Source organism: Hafnia alvei, assembly GCF_034424155.1.
Taxonomy (GTDB): domain Bacteria; phylum Pseudomonadota; class Gammaproteobacteria; order Enterobacterales; family Enterobacteriaceae; genus Hafnia; species Hafnia alvei.
This window is the reverse complement of record NZ_CP139992.1, coordinates 2,537,584-2,554,988: the sequence shown is the minus strand read 5'-3', so window position 1 is coordinate 2,554,988 and position 17,405 is coordinate 2,537,584. Positions and strand designations below refer to the sequence as shown.

At 42.5% G+C, this 17,405-nt stretch carries 20 protein-coding genes, 1 pseudogene and 1 riboswitch; of the genes and pseudogenes, 9 read left to right on the top strand and 12 right to left on the bottom strand.

All coding sequences use genetic code 11. The features are described 5' to 3' along the window. Positions 1-36 precede the first annotated feature (36 nt). From U0008_RS12020 to U0008_RS12010, 3 genes are all read right to left on the bottom strand, one after another. The gene (locus U0008_RS12020) at positions 37-519 is read right to left on the bottom strand and encodes a cold-shock protein (protein ID WP_040046592.1); all 483 of its coding nucleotides are present in this window, start codon (positions 517-519) and stop codon (positions 37-39) included. Positions 520-672: 153 nt separating this feature from the next. Continuing rightward, complete coding sequence (locus U0008_RS12015) at positions 673-1,212, bottom strand: DUF2058 domain-containing protein (RefSeq protein ID WP_040046593.1); 540 nt, start codon at positions 1,210-1,212, stop codon at positions 673-675. A gap of 133 nt (positions 1,213-1,345) precedes the next feature. Then, positions 1,346-1,519, bottom strand: a complete 174-nt coding sequence (locus U0008_RS12010; RefSeq protein ID WP_219334615.1) for a YnfU family zinc-binding protein — start codon at positions 1,517-1,519, stop codon at positions 1,346-1,348. A gap of 244 nt (positions 1,520-1,763) precedes the next feature. Here U0008_RS12010 and U0008_RS12005 point away from each other — a divergent pair, with 244 nt between their 5' ends. Further along, the gene (locus U0008_RS12005; RefSeq protein ID WP_025796988.1) at positions 1,764-1,967 is read left to right on the top strand and encodes a hypothetical protein; all 204 of its coding nucleotides are present in this window, start codon (positions 1,764-1,766) and stop codon (positions 1,965-1,967) included. A 62-nt stretch (positions 1,968-2,029) separates the two neighbouring features. Here the strand turns inward: U0008_RS12005 and U0008_RS12000 are convergent, their stop codons facing one another. Next, positions 2,030-2,470 carry a GNAT family N-acetyltransferase gene (locus tag U0008_RS12000; RefSeq protein ID WP_043493522.1) on the bottom strand — a complete coding sequence of 147 codons (441 nt, stop codon included), beginning with the start codon at positions 2,468-2,470 and terminating at the stop codon, positions 2,030-2,032. Between the two features lie 203 nt (positions 2,471-2,673). Then, a riboswitch (yybP-ykoY riboswitch) is annotated at positions 2,674-2,796 on the top strand. 92 nt (positions 2,797-2,888) lie between these two features. Here U0008_RS12000 and U0008_RS11995 point away from each other — a divergent pair. Then, positions 2,889-3,890, top strand: coding sequence for a sodium:calcium antiporter (locus tag U0008_RS11995; RefSeq protein WP_043493520.1), 1,002 nt, complete (start codon positions 2,889-2,891; stop codon positions 3,888-3,890). Between the two features lie 100 nt (positions 3,891-3,990). On the opposite strand, the gene U0008_RS11990 is transcribed toward U0008_RS11995, so the two are convergent. Then, positions 3,991-4,875, bottom strand: a complete 885-nt coding sequence (locus U0008_RS11990) for a GNAT family protein (protein WP_043493518.1) — start codon at positions 4,873-4,875, stop codon at positions 3,991-3,993. Between the two features lie 314 nt (positions 4,876-5,189). On the opposite strand from U0008_RS11990, the gene umuD reads away from it, so the two are divergent. The 4 genes from umuD to U0008_RS11970 all read left to right on the top strand — a co-directional run bounded on the left by umuD (position 5,190) and on the right by U0008_RS11970 (position 8,374). Continuing rightward, complete coding sequence (gene umuD, locus U0008_RS11985; RefSeq protein ID WP_043493515.1) at positions 5,190-5,609, top strand: translesion error-prone DNA polymerase V autoproteolytic subunit; 420 nt, start codon at positions 5,190-5,192, stop codon at positions 5,607-5,609. Continuing rightward, positions 5,609-6,877 carry a translesion error-prone DNA polymerase V subunit UmuC gene (gene umuC / locus U0008_RS11980; protein WP_043493513.1) on the top strand — a complete coding sequence of 423 codons (1,269 nt, stop codon included), beginning with the start codon at positions 5,609-5,611 and terminating at the stop codon, positions 6,875-6,877. The genes umuD and umuC overlap by 1 nt, the downstream gene beginning before the upstream one ends. A 175-nt stretch (positions 6,878-7,052) precedes the next feature. Next, on the top strand, positions 7,053-7,331 hold the full coding sequence (locus tag U0008_RS11975) for a YdgH/BhsA/McbA family protein (protein ID WP_025796977.1): 279 nt from the start codon (positions 7,053-7,055) through the stop codon (positions 7,329-7,331). A 395-nt stretch (positions 7,332-7,726) separates the two neighbouring features. Then, positions 7,727-8,374 (top strand): acyl-homoserine-lactone synthase, encoded by a 648-nt coding sequence (locus U0008_RS11970; RefSeq protein WP_043493511.1) that lies wholly within the window; start codon positions 7,727-7,729, stop codon positions 8,372-8,374. Here the strand turns inward: U0008_RS11970 and U0008_RS11965 are convergent. Continuing rightward, positions 8,355-9,095, bottom strand: a complete 741-nt coding sequence (locus U0008_RS11965; protein WP_025796973.1) for a helix-turn-helix transcriptional regulator — start codon at positions 9,093-9,095, stop codon at positions 8,355-8,357. The two genes, U0008_RS11970 and U0008_RS11965, sit on opposite strands and share 20 nt — an antisense overlap. A gap of 667 nt (positions 9,096-9,762) precedes the next feature. Here U0008_RS11965 and U0008_RS11960 point away from each other — a divergent pair. Beyond that, entirely contained in the window at positions 9,763-10,104 is a 342-nt protein-coding gene (locus U0008_RS11960) for a hypothetical protein (protein ID WP_043493508.1), read from the top strand. A gap of 93 nt (positions 10,105-10,197) precedes the next feature. Here the strand turns inward: U0008_RS11960 and U0008_RS11955 are convergent, their stop codons facing one another. Further along, positions 10,198-11,136, bottom strand: coding sequence for a DMT family transporter (locus U0008_RS11955; RefSeq protein WP_043493504.1), 939 nt, complete (start codon positions 11,134-11,136; stop codon positions 10,198-10,200). Between the two features lie 105 nt (positions 11,137-11,241). Between U0008_RS11955 and U0008_RS11950 the strand changes: the two genes are divergently transcribed. Then, the gene (locus tag U0008_RS11950; RefSeq protein ID WP_043493502.1) at positions 11,242-12,156 is read left to right on the top strand and encodes a LysR family transcriptional regulator; all 915 of its coding nucleotides are present in this window, start codon (positions 11,242-11,244) and stop codon (positions 12,154-12,156) included. Between the two features lie 534 nt (positions 12,157-12,690). Here U0008_RS11950 and U0008_RS11945 read toward each other — a convergent pair. The 3 genes and pseudogenes from U0008_RS11945 to U0008_RS11935 form a co-directional block, all read right to left on the bottom strand. After that, positions 12,691-12,825, bottom strand: a pseudogene (locus U0008_RS11945) (SDR family oxidoreductase); the annotation flags it as partial. 375 nt (positions 12,826-13,200) lie between these two features. After that, a complete protein-coding gene (locus U0008_RS11940; RefSeq protein WP_155273776.1) occupies positions 13,201-13,368 on the bottom strand; it encodes a hypothetical protein in 168 nt (55 codons plus the stop codon). 74 nt (positions 13,369-13,442) lie between these two features. Continuing rightward, positions 13,443-13,886, bottom strand: coding sequence for a GNAT family N-acetyltransferase (locus tag U0008_RS11935; protein WP_043493499.1), 444 nt, complete (start codon positions 13,884-13,886; stop codon positions 13,443-13,445). A 322-nt stretch (positions 13,887-14,208) separates the two neighbouring features. On the opposite strand from U0008_RS11935, the gene U0008_RS11930 reads away from it, so the two are divergent. Further along, on the top strand, positions 14,209-15,660 hold the full coding sequence (locus U0008_RS11930; RefSeq protein ID WP_043493848.1) for a methyl-accepting chemotaxis protein: 1,452 nt from the start codon (positions 14,209-14,211) through the stop codon (positions 15,658-15,660). Between the two features lie 15 nt (positions 15,661-15,675). Here U0008_RS11930 and U0008_RS11925 read toward each other — a convergent pair whose 3' ends face one another. Next, on the bottom strand, positions 15,676-16,623 hold the full coding sequence (locus tag U0008_RS11925) for a LysR substrate-binding domain-containing protein (RefSeq protein WP_043493497.1): 948 nt from the start codon (positions 16,621-16,623) through the stop codon (positions 15,676-15,678). Between the two features lie 287 nt (positions 16,624-16,910). Next, positions 16,911-17,243 carry a DMT family transporter gene (locus tag U0008_RS11920; RefSeq protein ID WP_395038435.1) on the bottom strand — a complete coding sequence of 111 codons (333 nt, stop codon included), beginning with the start codon at positions 17,241-17,243 and terminating at the stop codon, positions 16,911-16,913. Positions 17,244-17,405: the final 162 nt, after the last annotated feature.

Below are 17,405 nucleotides of genomic sequence, written 5' to 3'. Positions count from 1 at the left end.
TTTTTGCATCGGACAAGAGTCCAGCATTGGAATCACTTAGACCTTGAGCAGTTTCACCGTCGCATCTATGTCGATTTCATCTTCAGTGAAGATTAGCGTCGTTTCCTGAAAAGTGGTGATCGCCAGTTTTTTCAGCGATCGCATTTCATCTGATTGAGTCGATGCTTTTGGTCTGATGCTGTTCATCAATATGCCGACCGATAGCACGGTATTTTCTTTATCAATACGGGTATCGGCTGGCACTTCTTCGCTGTAAACGAGGTAAGACTTAATCGACGTCAGCTTAATACGCTCGCCTGCGATGTAGATATATTTGCTGTCTGGAATAACTTTTACAGAATAAGCCGATAGGCCCTTGTTATTCGTGGTGGGTTCGAATGTGACCGCCGCATCTTTTTTAATCAGCTCAGGGTTGGCGACTTTAATCACATGAAAATAGCGGTTATCACCGTTTTCATCTTTGATAAATCCAAAACCTTTATCTTCAAACCACGTTGTGATCGTTCCATTCATCGCCATTACCGCCTACTTAAATTGTTTATCTACTCAGTTTTTGCAGCGCGCAGTGTAAAGCACAATGTCTGCGTAGCCTACGTCTTTCCATGATCGGGGTGAACATAAAATCGTGACGAGAGTAAAAGCCCATTTGGGCTTTTTAAGCTTCGACACTCATTACCACATCAAATCATCAGGAACTTTAAAGTCGGCGTACGGATCTTCTTCATCTTGCTCTTCCTGACTCAGCGCACTATTTAATACGATACTGTCCGCGTCACGCTGCGCAATCTTATCGGCCACGCTTGCGGGAATAATTGCGTATCCGGCCTCACTGCTGCCATCGACAACTAAGCGAGCAATCGCGAGACGACCATTAATCAACTGAGATTGGGTCAGCTTATCGACATAGAGTTTCTTAATTAAATTATTATCAGTGAAATTAAATCCGATGTCGCCTTTTGAAATGTCAATTCTATTCATTTCAATCAGTTGCTTCACTTGGGCTTTGTATTCTTTCGATAAAGCGGCTTGCTTTTGTTGTTCGCTTAACTGTTTGTCTCGTTCAAGCTGCGCTTTTTTATTTTCTTCCACGGCTTCTCTCGCCTCGCGAGCCTGAACGCGTGATTTTTTAGCCGTTCTTTGCACTTTGGCCATTTTTTTGCTGGTGACGAGTCCAGCTTTAAGCATCTGCTCTTGTAAGGTGAGTTTTGTCATCTTCGTTTCTAAACCAGTTGAATAATAGGTGGGATTATACCTGTAATTTTTAAGACTATGCCAGAGCGTAGAACCATGCTTGATACATAGCTTAAAGGCTGCCTAAAGCAGCCTTGTTTAGAAACACTAAGTGTTACTCTTTGGTTTTAATCTCATTAGGCAAGAAATACTCACCGCACCTTGTACAAATCAGTGTTGTGTTCTTGCGAATTTTCGAAACACTTTGCTCTGATACATGAGAGCATTTGGGGCAGGTGATCTGTATAGAACGAGTACTATATAGCTTTAAACCATCAAAAAATGACATAAGGCTTTCTCTGAGTACATGGGAGATCACCATACACTGAAAGCTCAGCAATAGCCCTAAAATGCCTATTTATTGTTCATTATTGCCATATGACACAAGCCGTGTAGCGTGCATTTATAAACTATAGTGTCATTACTCGTATAATTAAGGGATAGAACCGTCACGTCTGGCATTAATGTGTCTGACTCTGAAGGTGATGCCCACAATGCGTATTTTAACCACTAAACAAGAGGACTCACTCCCAATGAAACAACAAAATGACCATGAGCTAACTGAACAGCAAAAAGAAGAAATAGACGAGTTCGCGTTACAGAGAGTCAGAGCAATGAACAGTGATGAGTTTTTATGTCAGGATATCGACGCCAAAATTCACGCGATGGGAGAGAGCGTGAAAGCCTATTTCAAGACTCGTCTTTCATTTCATTCTAAAGCAAATAAAGAGCAGTAATCATACTGGTGTGGGTTCGATAAAATAGGAGAGTCTGGTTGTCATCGGCCCACATTGCCGTCTCAGCAAGAATATCTCATATACAATAACGGAAACGGCTTTCCCTGACTGTCTACTGCTGAGCGGCCTGTTTGCACAAATCCCATGTGTTTATAAAAAGCGACGCCTTGAGGGTTTTGCTCATTAACATCCACTTCATTTGCGTGTAATTTCTCAATGGCATAAGTAAGAAGTTGCTTTCCGACACCTTTCCCTCTGCTCGCTGCATCAACAAACAGCATTTCAATACGATTTTCATCAACGCCTATAAATCCGTGGATCGTACCCGTTGCATCTCGGGTAATAAAAACGGGTAGGTTTGGCAAATAGGTATTAAGTAATAAAGGGCGTAACTCCGTGATGTCGCTTTCGGTTAGGAAAAAGTGAGTTTCTCGAACTGAGGTTTCCCAGATACTAACGAGGCGCTCAAATACTGAAGAGTCAGCAGGTTCTATGGTTAGCATAATAATATTCCGATGCGTAGGCCTTGAGGATGAATGCAGGGGATTTGCATTGATCCAGTCTTGAACTTAATTCTTATCACATGAATATTATCATCATTATGCCAGTTTTCTTTCTCGTAGTCCTTCGATCCTAAACAGAACAAAAACAGACTGATGACTTCATTTGAACTCCCGAGACGCGTGTATTCAGTTCTGGTAGCATGCCGACACTATCATTGGGGAGTAGCCATCCTTCAGCCGTACTGGGAGTACTGCTAGGGAGTCCACGTCAACAAACTTGAGGTTTATTTCCTCATGGCGTGGTCAGCCATTGCGAAAGCATAGCCAGGCGAGACTTTTGGTCGCAATACACTTTCCCAGCCGGGCGAGTCGTGTTGTTGCACCATTGGGATCCGACTCGCCCGGCCACATCATTATTATGTATCAAACAATCACCTTCTTTTTCCTTTCTGCGATCGCTATTTATTTAGCCTGTGAGTGTTTTGTTAATGGGATCGAATGGTTCGGGCGGCGGCTAAATATTGGCGCTACAGCCGTTGGTTCTGTGCTTGCCGCTTTTGGCACCGCACTGCCTGAAAGCACGGTGACCTTTATGGCGGTGGTCTTTGGTAGTACGCCAGAACAAAAAAATATTGGGGTCGGCGCTGCGATGGGGGGGCCACTGGTGTTAGCGACTCTGGCCTATGCTGTGGTTGGATTAGCGCTGATTTGCCATCATCGGCGTTCCAATCGAAAGAGCGCCAAAATCCGGGCCGATTATGCGCGTATGAGCCATGATCAGGCTACATTTCTCGCCGTATTTTTTGTTAAAGTTGCGTTAGGCCTGATTGTTTTTACTTTGAAGCCATGGTTGGGCGTTTTATTTCTCGTGGCCTATGCGCTCTATGTTTGGCGGGAAATCAGGAATAGCGATACTGCACCTGAAGAAGAAATGATTGAACCGCTCAAAATTCGACCCTCAGCAATTGAGCCGCCAATGGGTTGGATTGTGCTGCAAATTGTTTTATCACTGATCGTTATCGCGACAGCTTCTCATATTTTTATCAGCCAGCTTGAGAATATAGGAACTATCATGCATTGGCCCCCGCACTTAGTCGCTTTATTTCTGAGCCCCGTAGCGACCGAACTACCCGAAATAATGAATGCGCTGATTTGGGTGCGTCAGGGCAAAGAGCGTTTAGCTCTGGCTAATATTTCGGGGGCGATGATGATTCAAGCAACCATTCCCAGCGCGCTAGGCTTATTTTTCACACCGTGGTTGTTTGATGGTCCGTTGTTAGTCGCTGGAATAGTGACCGCCTTGGCTATTGTTTATCTCTGGCACGTTTTTCGCCGAGGTATTGCTGATGGACGTGCATTAATCATTGTCAGTGGAGGGTATGCGCTATTTGTGCTGTTGGTATTCGGCTATGTCGCGTAGCGATCGTTATTGACTGACTATACGCCGGAGTAAATTTGAAACTCCGGCGTTTATATGGTTATACAAAGTATAAAATCATATTCGGATGGCAGTTGTGAGCTTAAAAAATAGATTTCCCTAATTTTATTTCATTTGACCATAGTTTTTTATAGGCCCACTTATCGTTTGATCTGCCGATGCTAAAAATAAACTCTTTATTTTTCTGCTGGCAAAGATTACGTGCTTCACTGATATTAGCGAAAAGCAAAAGGCTCCCGACACTAAAATCTTTTATCGTTGTATCAATCCCACCATTGTGATCGTCAAAATAAATCCAGTTGTTGCATTCTGCCTGATAAATTAAGTCGTAAGCACAGGGTTCGCCCTTATAGAATAAAACGTTACCAAAAATCATTGTTCGGATTGACTCTATAAATTCAGCAAGTTCTGTGATATCGCTGTGATTATGTTGACTCCCCCAACGCATACCAGATAATTTGAGGTAAATTGCACTGAGTTGCTCGCTGCTAAAGGAGGAGGCGGAAACGACTTCTCCGCCATTTTTGAGAAACTTGTTCATATCAGATTGTCTTTTCTTATTCGTTTTCTTAGAAAATGAATCTTTAACAAGACATATTGATCGCCGGTTTAATACGCCATAGGTGAAGTTAAGGAATTGTTTTTTATGTCTAATAGAGAGTTCTTTCGATTTTGCAGGTAGATAGAAACTTCCTAAATCTGGTGAGATTGGGAGAATAATATTCTCAAATATAACTGGGATTTTCTTGTGCGGATGGATAATTTCCCCACACTTATCAGTGAAGAATGCACCAACGATTTTCCCATTCGCTTCTTTATGAAAAAACTGAATTTGATTGGGGGCTCTATCTTCCAATATTTTTAATACTAAAGGATGGTTGCATACACTCCCGCCAAATTCACGATAAGCCTGGCAATAAATCTCATAGCTGGATGGTTTCCACCCTAATAATTTTGCTGGTAACATGTTGCGATTTTCCAAAATAACTCGGTTTACTTTTCGCAAATTTACCAATGTATTCCTCAATATTGATTAAACCACATCACGTTATTAAGCAGATCGCTGTGAGATACCTGAATAGGGGGCTCATATTATCTTTTGGTTTAATGGCCGTATATTTTCAGGTTAAGCTGGCTAAGAATAAAATTAAGCCCGAAGAAATATAATTCTTTCCAAATCAGAACTTTCCCGTATAGAACTGCCGATCTGGAGAGTAGGCACTTTTCATTCTTAAAATCACGCACTATACTGTATATATATACAGTTACCGGTTTAATGTTATGAAATTCTATCCTGCTTGTTTGAGCGAGCCTTCGGCACCACTTCCGTTGTACGCAGACTGCGTGCCCGCGGGTTTTCCAAGTCCCGCGGCTGACTACATTGATAAACCGATCAATTTAAATGAGCTACTTATTGCTCATCCGGCATCAACCTATTTTGTGCGTGTTTCTGGTGACTCAATGACGGGGGCGGGGATCTTTGATGGCTCACTGCTGCTGGTGGATTCAAGCATGAGGCCTAAGCATAACGACATTATCATTGCGTGCCTCGGCGGTGAGTTCACGGTAAAGCGTTATGTAACCCGTCCTAGGGTCATGCTGCTTGCCGAAAATCCAGAGTATTCAGCGATCGAATTCAGTGAGGGCGAAGTGCTTGAGACATTCGGGGTCGTTAAGTTTGTGATCAACGAGGCGCGCTAATGTTCGCCCTTGTTGATGTGAATAGTTTTTATGCCAGCTGCGAGGCGGTATTTCGCCCCGATTTGCATGGTAAGCCGATAGTTGTTCTTTCAAATAACGATGGTTGTGTCATTGCACGTTCTGCGGAGGCTAAACAACTCGGAGTGACCATGGGGGCACCTTATTTCAAGCAGCGGAGGCTGTTTGAGCAATATGGCGTACATGTTTTTAGCAGTAATTATTCACTTTATGGCGATATGAGCCAGAGAGTGATGTTATTGCTTGAGGCTATGGTTCCGCGTGTTGAAGTGTATTCCATCGATGAGGCATTTATGGATCTGCGTGGCGTCAGCCATTGCCATAACCTTGAAGCGTTTGGGCACGAAGTTCGTGAACAAATTAAGCGGGGGACTCACCTGGATGTGGGCATAGGTATTGCCCCAACAAAAACGTTGGCTAAATTGGCCAACCATGCGGCAAAACAGTGGCCGCAAACTGCGGGCGTTGTAGATTTGTCTAACAAGCTTAGGCAACGCAAGTTGATGGCACTGATGCCTGTTGAAGAGGTGTGGGGCGTTGGTAGGCAGATATCAAAATCGCTTAGAACACAGGGTATTGATACGGCGCTAAAGTTGGCTGAGATGGATTTGGCCTATGTTCGCCGTAACTACACCGTCGTTCTTGAAAGAACCGTGCGGGAGCTGCGTGGTGAATCATGCTTAAATATTGAAGATGCTGCATTGGCGAAACAGCAGATTGTATGTAGCCGTAGTTTTGGCGAACGTATTACAGAATATCAAGATCTGAAGGAAGCTATCTGCAGCTATGCAGAAAGGGCCGCAGAGAAACTACGAGGCGAAAGGCAGTTTTGTAAACATGTGAGTACTTTTATTAAAACGTCGCCATTTGCTGCGCATGAAATGCATTACAACAATTTAGCGTCGGCTCGGTTAGAAATACCCACTAATGATACTCGAGACATCATTAAACACGCATTGATTTGCATAGATCACATTTGGAAGCCTGATAAACGCTACCAAAAGGGCGGAGTTATGCTCGGGGATTTCTACGATCACGGCATTTCGCAATTGAATCTGTTCGATGAGTTTAACCCTAAGCCTAATAGTGAAGCTCTGATGAAAGTGCTCGACGAAATAAATAATAAAGGACGTAGCAAGGTGTGGTTTGCTGGGCAGGGAATAAAAAGGGATTGGCAGATGAAACGCAACATGCTGTCTCCAGCGTATACCACACGGTTTAGCGAATTGCCGATTGTGATGGCACATTAGAAAAGTCGCTGTTCCGTGGGGGGGCTAATATCAACACAATGCCTTGATATTGGCTCAATTGGGCAGCACTCCACCGTGCATTAAAACATACATAATGTGAATAATTTGATGTAGATCATTCATATTTGTTGATGGTATGTTACGGTAAGGATTCATAATGAGCATGGAGTGTTATATGAAAAAAGTTATTTTAGCTACTGCCCTTGCTTTCTCAATGACGGCATTCAGTGCCGCTGCGGCAGATTTGATTTCTAAGGATGAAGCCCATCATTTCAAATATGAGTATATTGGAAATGTGTCTGTAGGCGCGACTAACGGTGAAGTGGGTTCTCCTTCCGACCTACATAAACGGTTATCAAAACTGGCTGATGAAAAGGGTGGGAAATACTACGTGATTATTGCAGCCCGTGAGCATGGCCCAAACTTTGAAGCGGTAGCTGAAGTTTTTAAATAAATAAAATGAATAAAAGGCTACTTTATAGTAGCCTTTTTACATAACGGCCCTCGCGATTACGAGCAAGCCTGCTGAAATCATGTCTGGTAATCAATTTATTACACTCGGATTTTCTACACATTAGCTCATTTTATTTTTTTAACAGCGAAGATGAGGTGCGTTTTTACGTTCAACAACATGTTTGAATAATCCTAAAGTCATACCGAATATCCCTCCATGAACGCCTATATCTGCTCAGGTTACCTGCGTGCGCTGAAAATGAGTTGCGGCTTTGATCCCAGACTTTTATAACCTATCTTCAAATATTCTTAAAAAAAACTGTACAATAGCAGGACGCGAAAAACACCAGCCATAGATAATATGGATAGTAACTAAAATGTAATCAAGGTGATGGAATGCTTGAGCTATTTGATGTCAGTTACGAAGAACTGAATGGGGTCCGTTCTGATGAACTCTATCGACTGAGAAAAAAAACGTTCAGTGACCGGTTGGGATGGGATGTTGTCTGCAACAAAGACATGGAGTTTGACGAGTTTGATAATCCTAATACACGTTACATCCTAGGTTTATATGAGGGACAGCTGGTCTGCAGCGTGCGCTTTGTTCCATTGGATGAGCCTAATATGATTACTCACACGTTTCAGGCTTGTTTTTCGGATGTGCCTTTGCCTGCCGGTGAAACAGAATCAAGCCGATTTTTTGTTGATAAATCACGCGCGAGGGATTTGTTAGGCGAGCGATATCCGCTAAGCCAAGTACTATTTTTAGCGATGATAAATTATGCTAGGCACTATGGTTGCAACGGTATTTACACTATCGTCAGCCGAGCAATGCTGACAATATTGAAACGTTCAGGTTGGCAAATTAAACCGCTTAAGGAAGCATATCTGAGTGAGGATGAGCGAATTTATCTGGTTTATCTCCCGACAGACTCTGTCAGCCAGAATAAAATGGCAGCCAAAATAACCGCTTCAGTCGGTGGTATTCAGTCCCAGATGGTTAATTGGCCAATGTCGATAGCCGTTACGCCTGCATTGGTGTAATAAGATCAAGTTCAACGCCCAACCTTATTGCTTGTCGGGCGTTGCTTACTCCAAGCTTGCTCACGACGTTGCCCATATGAAACTTAACGGTGCGCACTGAAATACCCACGATGGTGGCAATTTCGGCATAGGTTTTCCCCATACTTGCCCAATAAAGCACTTCATTTTCACGCAGGGTGAAAATCGGTTTGTCTGAATCAATCTCGCTGTCTTCATTGCCAAAAGATATCGACTGAACGAGATGATACATTTGCTCATTAATTTCAATGAGGTGCATCTGAATATTGCCACGCTCAGCGGCCAGCTTTTTCTCTAAATTTTCCTTCATATTGCTATCAATGATTAAAGATAAAAGCGCTAGATTATTCAAATGATCGTGCAGTACGAAGGTGAAGCCATTGGCAATATTGTATTGTTTTGATAACGAAAAAATCTTTGAAATCTTGAGGTCTGACATCAATGTGATGTTTTCGTCCCACGCGAAGGGCGAGGTACGTTTGAAGCCGGTTAAGATGACCGGATCGATATGCTGCAAATTATTAGTACGGTAGAGGTTAACCCACTCATCGGGGTAGCTTGAAATGATAAGCAGTTTTGAAGGGTTTTTTTTATTGATGACCGTGTAGGCGTACTCTGGACTGCCTAAATGCGATAGTTTTCTATCGATATAATCTCGGAGCGTTTCCGTTAGTATCGGATTTTCATTGAAAACAGAAAACATTTGGGCTCCTAGACGTTCAATTTCCCATGTCTGAGTGACAACATGCACTTAAGTACAGGGCGCAAAGTACTTAAGTACAACTTACAGAACTTAGCCAATGACTTATAATGCCCCGGTAAGCTGAAGGTAAAAAAAACCTGACCACGAGAGTCAGGTAGCTAATTCAGCCAACACCAGGGAAAAATCTCTGGGCAGTGGATTTGCAAAGCCAATACTGTCCAGAGAGTCTCTACTTTAGCACCACTTAAATTTCGTTTCAAACACTCCCCATTCTGTTTCTCATTAGTGCTCAAAAAACCACCTTATTTCAATACAAAGAAAATGAATCATATTGCTGCCAATTTGCGATATTCTTTTGTTTTTTGGTCAAATAAGCGACAGGTTGTAACATTATTTTATGCTGAAAATACTTAATAATACTTTTAACACATAGGTGTTTTAGTAAGGATCGACTCAGGGGCGCCATTTAATATTCCATCTGTTCGTTTCTTTCTCGATGTGGCGTAGGATGACTGGTAATGATTGTGGTGATACACCCTTCAGGAAATGCAAGGTGGCCGCCTTTACTGAGGCTATACCTGTATAGTGTGATATTGGGAGCATGTTGATGGTGTTGATAGAAAATGCCAGCAAGTTCTAACATCAGGAATTATCAGAGGAATATGCAATGTTTCTAACCAGTTTTATCTTTGACAAAAAACAATATGATGAAGATTTTTATAAGTTGGATAAAAAAATTGAAGATTTCTCAAAAGGCATTGCTGGATTTATTGGAATGGAGTCATTTACTGATGCTCAGAGTGGTCGTCTAATAAACAATTACTACTGGGATAATCGGGAAGGACTCGAATTACTTATGAGCAACGTTGAGCATTTACGTGCCAAAGAGCAAAGCAGCAAGTGGATTTCTGGCTTTCAGGTCGTTATTGCTAAAATCGAGGGTGCCCACAATGTAAATTTGGACCACCCATTATCACAACATCCAATACCTTATCGTGGAGCTAAATGAGTGAGCCAATTTGTCCGTATCTGATCTGATATGCGTATCTGCAGTAGCTAAGCACGCAGATACGCTCGATGTACCGGATACAGGGGGGCATTGTTAGTCCTCTATTTCATCCCTTCCTCTGTCACTTTCTTTTATTGTCATTTTTAGACTGCCTGAATGAGAACATAACGCGATACCCGACACAATGAATAGGGCGCTTACCCCATGGTATGCATGGAGTTGTGCATGCAAAAACAAAATACTAAATACACCGCCGCTGAGCGGAATGATGTGGGAGAATATTTCTCCACGCGTCGCCCCAATAGCTGCAATACCCTTATTCCAAAGAAGATATGAGAGCCAAGAGGGGAATATGATCAGATATGCGAGACCCATTAAAAATCCAGGCTGAACATAGGGGGTTATGTTCGGAACTCCGTTTTCAATAATGGTTAGCGCTAATATAGGAAGCAATACCACGGCACCTAATGCAGCGCTCACCGCCACAAAGGCATTCCCTTTAACTTCTTTCGGTTTTGTACGTAAAAATGCGCAGTATACCGCCCAACTAACGGCTGACCCCATGGTCCAAAGGTCGCCTCTATTAAGTTGGCTAAATAGGTTCGCATGGGCGATATCTCCTTGCAGGATTAACCACACTACTCCCAAAGAACTGAGTATGACTCCGCTGATATTTCGTGATGATATTCTCTCTTTAAAGATAAAGTGATTAATCAATAACACCATTGCTGGCGTTGTTGATAAGTATATAGCGGCATTAAGTGATGAAGTGTATTGCAGGCCAATATAAAGCGTTAATGGGAATAAAACCTGACCACAAAAGGCAAGAAATGCGATAACACCGGCTGATTTCTTCATGACAGGCCATTGTTCTCGAATTTGTCGAAAATATATTGCCACTAGTATGAGAGCAGTAAAAATCCAGCGAGCGGCAGAAAGAATAATAGGATTTGCGGTAGCGACTAATACATGGCCTACCACATAGTTTCCACCCCAAAAGCATGCTGCAAGGCTAAGTAGGAGATAGGGCATAAATGCTCCAGTAAAAGTATTGGCTTATTTGTTAGATCAAGATTACTGCCAATAAATGCTAGGATGCTAATATAAAGTTTTTATCCTTGGGTATAGGTTAAAACTATGAACTTTACATTGAGGCAACTTGAATTTTACATTTCATTAGCTGAAACTTTGCAAATATCAAAAGCGGCTAACCGTTGTCATATTTCGCAGTCCTCAATGACAGTAGCTATGCGTAATCTCGAGGAGGCGCTGAACAGCCAACTGTTTATCCGTCACCCGAAAGGGGTTCAGCTAACCCAGGCAGGAGAGCGATTTCTCATCCACGCGCGCAAAATTGTGATGAATAGCCACGTGGCATTGGAGGATCTACAAAACCAGCCGGAAACAGCGAGTGGTACAGTACGCATTGGCATTGCTGAAACGCTTTCGGCCTATTTATTGCCTAATATTCTTAGTGATATAAAAAACCGTTTTCCGCTGATGGAAATTATATTTGAAGAAGCGGCTTCTCCAGTTCTTGTTAGTGCATTACGCCAAAAGCAGTTCGATTTCTGTTTATTGCTGATTTCTAATATCAATCATGACGCTGATTTGCGGATCGAGACGTTTATACGTTCTCAGAGAAAACTATGGACACCCATTGGTCACCCGTTGCTAAGCCAGCCGATGCTGACTCTTTCTGATGTGGAAAAATATCCATTTCTGCTATTAGTGACCGACGAATATGCCGAAGTATTTCAAGATTATTGGCATAGTCGGGGATGTATTCCGGATGTTCATTTTCGAACTAACTCTTTCGAAGCTATTCGCAGCCTCGTCGCCCAAGGCAAAGGCGTGACTATTTTATCGGATCTGGTTTATCGGCCTTGGTCTTTAGATGGTCTTCGGGTTGTACGCCGAACTATTGATGACTGCATTACCTATATGGATGTTGGTGTTGTGAATACTAAGGCTGCTGTCCTGTCACCAGACAGCAATCGATTAGTTGATTTTCTACGCCAAAGGATCACGCGGATTAGTGATGGACAATGAAGACGTGTTGGATAGTGAGTACTCGTTCTTAATGGACGCTAGTATCCTGCTGCTTTATTCGCCGCTTTAATTCTTGAGTCCATAGTAGAGCGGTTATGATCATCTTTTGCCTGCATAATGCCACCGGCGGCGCTGATCCAGTCGCTGGCAGTAACCTGATAAGATAAAAATAGCGGAAAGAAGCGTTGTTTTCAGCATGGTGAGTCCCAACAAATATTGAAAAATTAGAGTAGTTGTAAAAATCCTGCTGATGATATCACTGGTCATATAAATGTATTGCTCAGATAGGATGTTTTTAATATTTGTTTGGGAGTTGTTTAAATTATTGTACTGATATTAATTTTATTAAAATTAAAATCATGCTAGCTATTAACGAGCGATTTATACAAGTAAAGGGGGTAACTTGCTATGAGCTCGCGAGTGACACGATATCGGTTAGAATAAGAATGCTGGCCTCAAAGAAGAAAGCCAGCGTTATAGTAGTAAGACAAAATGTTCGCAGCCTGTTATGTTTTAACCTGCGTTGCGACCTGCCATGACTCCGTTTACTTCGTCTTTCGGTATGAATCCCTCATAGATTGGTGTTTGCACAACCGCAGGTGATACTGCATTAACGCGGATGCCATTTGCACCAAGCTCAATGGCGATATTTTTAGTTAAGGCATGTAGCTGCGGGCAAGGGATACAATCTCTTTGGTGCGTAAAACTATCATGATCGCCATTGAACAGAAAACTAGCATGGTCGAAAGCTGATATATCTCCCAGTAGAACTAAAAAATTTGCTGGCTAATTGGCATTTTCCACCCATATTACTCTGTATAGTCTAACTCCGTTCCTGAACTGGAGATGCGATGAGGCTACTCAGAGAGATAATGCGCAGTAGATTAGTGGGGTTTATTGTCGGGCTGCTTGCAACAATTGCGTTTGGGTCGAGTTATATTGAAACGGAAGAAGAGGCTGAGAAAATTACACGTGATTAATCGTTATTCTAGTTAGAAGGCCACCAAACGGTGGCCTTTATCATTTATGTATTCAAACATGCTGCTAATACATGCTCGGAACAATGGAATGACCACAGGTGCTGTCCGCATTAGCGTCTGGGTTTTGACAAGTTTGTTCGCTATTTTGATCGTCAGTGGCTTTCTGATGATGATATCCACCAGAGCACCCAGCAAGCATCAGAATAAATAAAACAGATAAAGTCTTGCGCATAAGAACCTCAATTCTTAGTCAGTTATTGTTTATCCTGAAAGTCTAGTGCATGACAGCGTTTTGTGTAGCATCCGTTAACCGAGCATTTTGTTGTAAACAAAGAACTGAGTATCTCTAACGTAACCTTCTTTTTCATATAAGGCCTGAGCTTTAACGTTATCAGTTGCCGTGCTGAGCATGATGAAGGCGGAATCTGTCTCTTTAGCCAACTGATCGGCGCGAGCAATCAGTTGTTGTGCAACTCCAGCTTTTCTGGCTTCAGGTGCAACAAATAGGTCATAAAGCAGCCAAATACGCTTCATTTCTAATGAGCAAAACAGCGGATACAGCTGTGTGAATCCAACAGGGACGCCGTCTTTTTCAACAAAATAAATGACGGATTCATGATTGGTGATCCTGTCAGTCAGGAATTTCTCAGCTTTTTCAGCAGATTCAGGGACTTGATAAAATGCACGATAGCCTAAGTAAAGCGGAAGGATTTTCTTAACGTCTTGAAGTTGAGCTGTAAATAATTTCATTGTGTTATCACCTCTATATGTGTGATGAATAGCATAGCGCTAATAAGCAATTTACGAGAGTGATAGTCAGTATGGATGATTTCGCTAAATTTTAGAGAGGATTTTGATGTAAATATAACTGAACATTTATTTTGTATGCCGCCTAGAAAAAAGAAGTGCGTAAAGGTTCGTCTCTCCAATAAAAAATCACTCTTACCTGTTAATTCTACAGATTAAATACACATTAAATTTTCCACAACTTGTCCATAAAACATCTACGCTTGATGAGATAGCAATGCTTAAAACGTTAGCGATTCTTATAACAGACAGTATGGATGATAAAATGGTGACAGCGACAATCTTACAGAGTAAAGGTGAATCGTCAGAGACGGTTTCACTCGAACAGATCTACCGGCGTGCTGATTGGCTGATGTTGCTATTAGTCTGGGTATTATTTGCTATTGCGGTTAGCGTGGGTTGGTATTACGAGCATACATCTACTGCGTTAATTGCGGGGGCAATATTGGCACTCAGTTCTTCGCTGATAAAGATGCTGTTTCCAGGGAAATTAATTACCCGATTATTTTATGCTTTTACGCTATTAGGCTTTGCTGCTTTATTGATCCAATTAGGTGAGGGTGAGACTGAATTTCATTTCTCTGTTTTTGTTCTACTTTCAGCGTTATTAGCCTACCGAGATTATCGGCCTTTGCTCATGGGGGCGATCACTGCCGCTGTTCATCATCTGTTGTTTAATTATTTACAGGAAAACGATCTTTATGGGATCGTCTGCTTCATGCATCCTGGGTTTCATATGGTTGTTTTCCACGCGGTATTTGTGGTGGCGCAAACGGCTATATTGATTTACATGGCGGTGCATATGGCGCGGGATGCCCGCTCGGCAAGTGAAGTTGCGCAGTTGGCATCGCATATTAATCGAGAAGCAGGCTGTCTGACGTTGGATCGTGAGCAGCGCCCAAGCCATTCGGCTTTCGCTCGCACTTTTAGCGCCACGTTGAAAACGATGCGCAATACGCTTGGTCAGGTAAGCCACGGGATCGCGATGGTGCAAGGTGATGCAGAAAGTATTCTGCGGCAGAATTCTGCATTATCGCAGCGGACAGATGAGCAAGCATCCGCGCTTGCGGTAGTCGCGAGTGCGATGGCGCAGCTGACCTCTGTCTCTACATATACCAGTGAAAAAGCGTTGCTGGCCCAAGAACTCTCGCTACAAGCTTCGAATGTTGCGGCCCGCGGCGACGAAAATATTTCTGCCACAATCCAGACGATGGCGCAGATTAGGGAGGAATCTGTCCGCATCAGTAATATTCTAGAAATTATTGATGGTATTGCTTTCCAAACTAACATTCTTTCACTGAATGCCTCCGTGGAGGCCGCACGTGCTGGTGTGCATGGTAAAGGATTTTCGGTGGTAGCGACCGAGGTTAGAATGCTGGCCCAGCGCTGTGAAAATGCGGCTAAAGAAATACGCCAATTAATCGCGGTATCCGTGAGCTGTACTCAAACGGGATCGCGGCAGGTGAGCGCCGCTGGGGTAACGATGCAGGAGGTCATGAGTTCGATTACGCAATTGTCACAGCTGGTCGATGAACTATCGGAAATGAGCGTTCAACAACGGGTCAGCATCGCACAAATGCATGACAGTATTGCTAAAATTGATAGCAGCGTGCAGGAAAATATAAGTCATGTGGCTGAGACGGTGAGGGTAGCTCAACAACAGGGACATCAGGCCGACGCACTCAAGCGGGCGATCTCGGTATTTCGTTTGGCGTAACACTCGGAGGCTTTCCTAGGCACCGTTAGGTACAGTGGTCACGCCTTGCCGGAGCTGCATAATGATAGCCAAGAGCTGAGAGAAACCCGGTGAATCAGCAACATGCTTGTTGTACAGAACGTAAAACATGACCGGTTCGATCTGAATATCGATATCGATCTGACGGATATGAAGATGGTGGTCTTCTGTTAACAAAGAGGTAGGCACAAGGCCAATGGACTCTGTATTTTTGATAATACTTAAAATAGCCATAACGGAATCACTGGAGAAGATAAAATTCCGCTCTTTAAACAGTCTCGAAAGCTCAACTTGGCGCCGCATAATGTAAGGAATCGCCGAGTTTAAGCCACAAAAACGCTCGGTATACAGCTGCGTTATATCGACTTTACCTTGGAGGCGAGGGTGCTCCGTGCTGCATACTAACGTGAGTGTTTCGCGAGAAAACTCGGTAGAAATCACAGAGTGGCTGGCGGTAGGGTGAAGGTCAAAAATAAGATCGGCTTGGCGATTAATCAGTAGTTCGTCAACGTTGGTGCTCTCCGTCAACGTATGATGCACGATCTCAACATTAGGGGATTGATGCTGTAGCAGGTTAATCAGTTTTGGCAGGTAGAACGTCGCCATAAATTGCGACGCATAAATAATAAACTTTTTCTTTTTGAGTGGATCAACTCGACTATTCAGAGAGAAATCAACTAAACGCATGATCTCAGCTAATTGCTCATGGATTTTCAAACACACAAGGGTCGGTTGCAAAACGTTCCCCTGTCGAATGAAGAGTATATCTTCATAGTGATAACGTATTTTTTGTAATGATTGACTGACTGCAGAAGGCGATATATTCAAGGTCTTAGCTGCCAGGCTCACGCTCTTGCAGCTAAAAATAGCTTCAAAAACAGTGAGTAAATTTAAATCTATGCTGCGCACTCGCCTGAGGATTTGTTTTTCATTGATATTATTCATTTCGTATCTCTGAACGCTCGATTCGGTGTGGAGCACATGATGTAGAAACTCACTCTGAGTCTGTGTTTTTATATATGCCTAATTTTAAAACTATAAACTAAAACCTAGTAGATTCAATAATTTTAAGATAAAAACAAAAATGAATAAATGACTGAAAAGGAAAATTGAGAAGAAGATTGTGATAAAATGTAAGGGTATACCTTTAAATAGTGGCTATTGTAATTAAAAGAACATGCTATTTACAACCAGTTGTAAACAAATCTATCAGCTGGTTGTAAAAAGAAATATTAGTGTGATACAGAATGAGAAAATATATTAATGATAAGCACACCGGAAATAATAAACCCTAGCCCAATCATCGCAGGAACATCGAGGGTTTGTTTAAACAAGACATAATTAACGCCCGAAATGAGTACGATGCCCAAACAGCTCCATATTGCATAAGCAATTCCAACGGGCATGGTTCGTGTTGCAATTGATAGCATATAAAACGCAACGGCATACAGAAGGGCCATGACAATCGTGAGTGCGGGACGGGTAAATTCTTTAGTGTGCGGAAGAATAGATGTTGCTATGACTTCGCAAATAATAGCGAAAGCTAACGCACCATAGGTGATCAACGCGGGAGACATTATAAATCCTTACAAATTAAAGGGGCTAAGCGCATGGCTACTGCCTGTTGCCTCCATTATACGATAAGGATCAGCGGCTGAAAAAGGATTCAATATGATGAAATAAAAAGGCGGGGAGTCTATTTACTTCATTGAAGTCGAATATGAATG

Coding starts and splice junctions, on each gene's coding strand:
- U0008_RS11925 (WP_043493497.1), bottom strand. CDS start 16,623: ATGAATAATATCAATGAAAAACAAATCCTCAGGCGAGTGCGCAGCATA.
- U0008_RS11935 (WP_043493499.1), bottom strand. CDS start 13,886: ATGAAATTATTTACAGCTCAACTTCAAGACGTTAAGAAAATCCTTCCG.
- U0008_RS12000 (WP_043493522.1), bottom strand. CDS start 2,470: ATGCTAACCATAGAACCTGCTGACTCTTCAGTATTTGAGCGCCTCGTT.
- U0008_RS12020 (WP_040046592.1), bottom strand. CDS start 519: ATGGCGATGAATGGAACGATCACAACGTGGTTTGAAGATAAAGGTTTT.
- U0008_RS11970 (WP_043493511.1), top strand. CDS start 7,727: ATGCTTGAGCTATTTGATGTCAGTTACGAAGAACTGAATGGGGTCCGT.
- U0008_RS11990 (WP_043493518.1), bottom strand. CDS start 4,875: ATGTTACCAGCAAAATTATTAGGGTGGAAACCATCCAGCTATGAGATT.
- umuD (WP_043493515.1), top strand. CDS start 5,190: ATGAAATTCTATCCTGCTTGTTTGAGCGAGCCTTCGGCACCACTTCCG.
- U0008_RS11975 (WP_025796977.1), top strand. CDS start 7,053: ATGAAAAAAGTTATTTTAGCTACTGCCCTTGCTTTCTCAATGACGGCA.
- U0008_RS11965 (WP_025796973.1), bottom strand. CDS start 9,095: ATGTTTTCTGTTTTCAATGAAAATCCGATACTAACGGAAACGCTCCGA.
- U0008_RS11960 (WP_043493508.1), top strand. CDS start 9,763: ATGTTTCTAACCAGTTTTATCTTTGACAAAAAACAATATGATGAAGAT.
- U0008_RS12010 (WP_219334615.1), bottom strand. CDS start 1,519: ATGTCATTTTTTGATGGTTTAAAGCTATATAGTACTCGTTCTATACAG.
- U0008_RS11940 (WP_155273776.1), bottom strand. CDS start 13,368: ATGCGCAAGACTTTATCTGTTTTATTTATTCTGATGCTTGCTGGGTGC.
- U0008_RS11930 (WP_043493848.1), top strand. CDS start 14,209: ATGGTGACAGCGACAATCTTACAGAGTAAAGGTGAATCGTCAGAGACG.
- U0008_RS12015 (WP_040046593.1), bottom strand. CDS start 1,212: ATGACAAAACTCACCTTACAAGAGCAGATGCTTAAAGCTGGACTCGTC.
- U0008_RS11950 (WP_043493502.1), top strand. CDS start 11,242: ATGAACTTTACATTGAGGCAACTTGAATTTTACATTTCATTAGCTGAA.
- U0008_RS12005 (WP_025796988.1), top strand. CDS start 1,764: ATGAAACAACAAAATGACCATGAGCTAACTGAACAGCAAAAAGAAGAA.
- U0008_RS11955 (WP_043493504.1), bottom strand. CDS start 11,136: ATGCCCTATCTCCTACTTAGCCTTGCAGCATGCTTTTGGGGTGGAAAC.
- umuC (WP_043493513.1), top strand. CDS start 5,609: ATGTTCGCCCTTGTTGATGTGAATAGTTTTTATGCCAGCTGCGAGGCG.
- U0008_RS11995 (WP_043493520.1), top strand. CDS start 2,889: ATGTATCAAACAATCACCTTCTTTTTCCTTTCTGCGATCGCTATTTAT.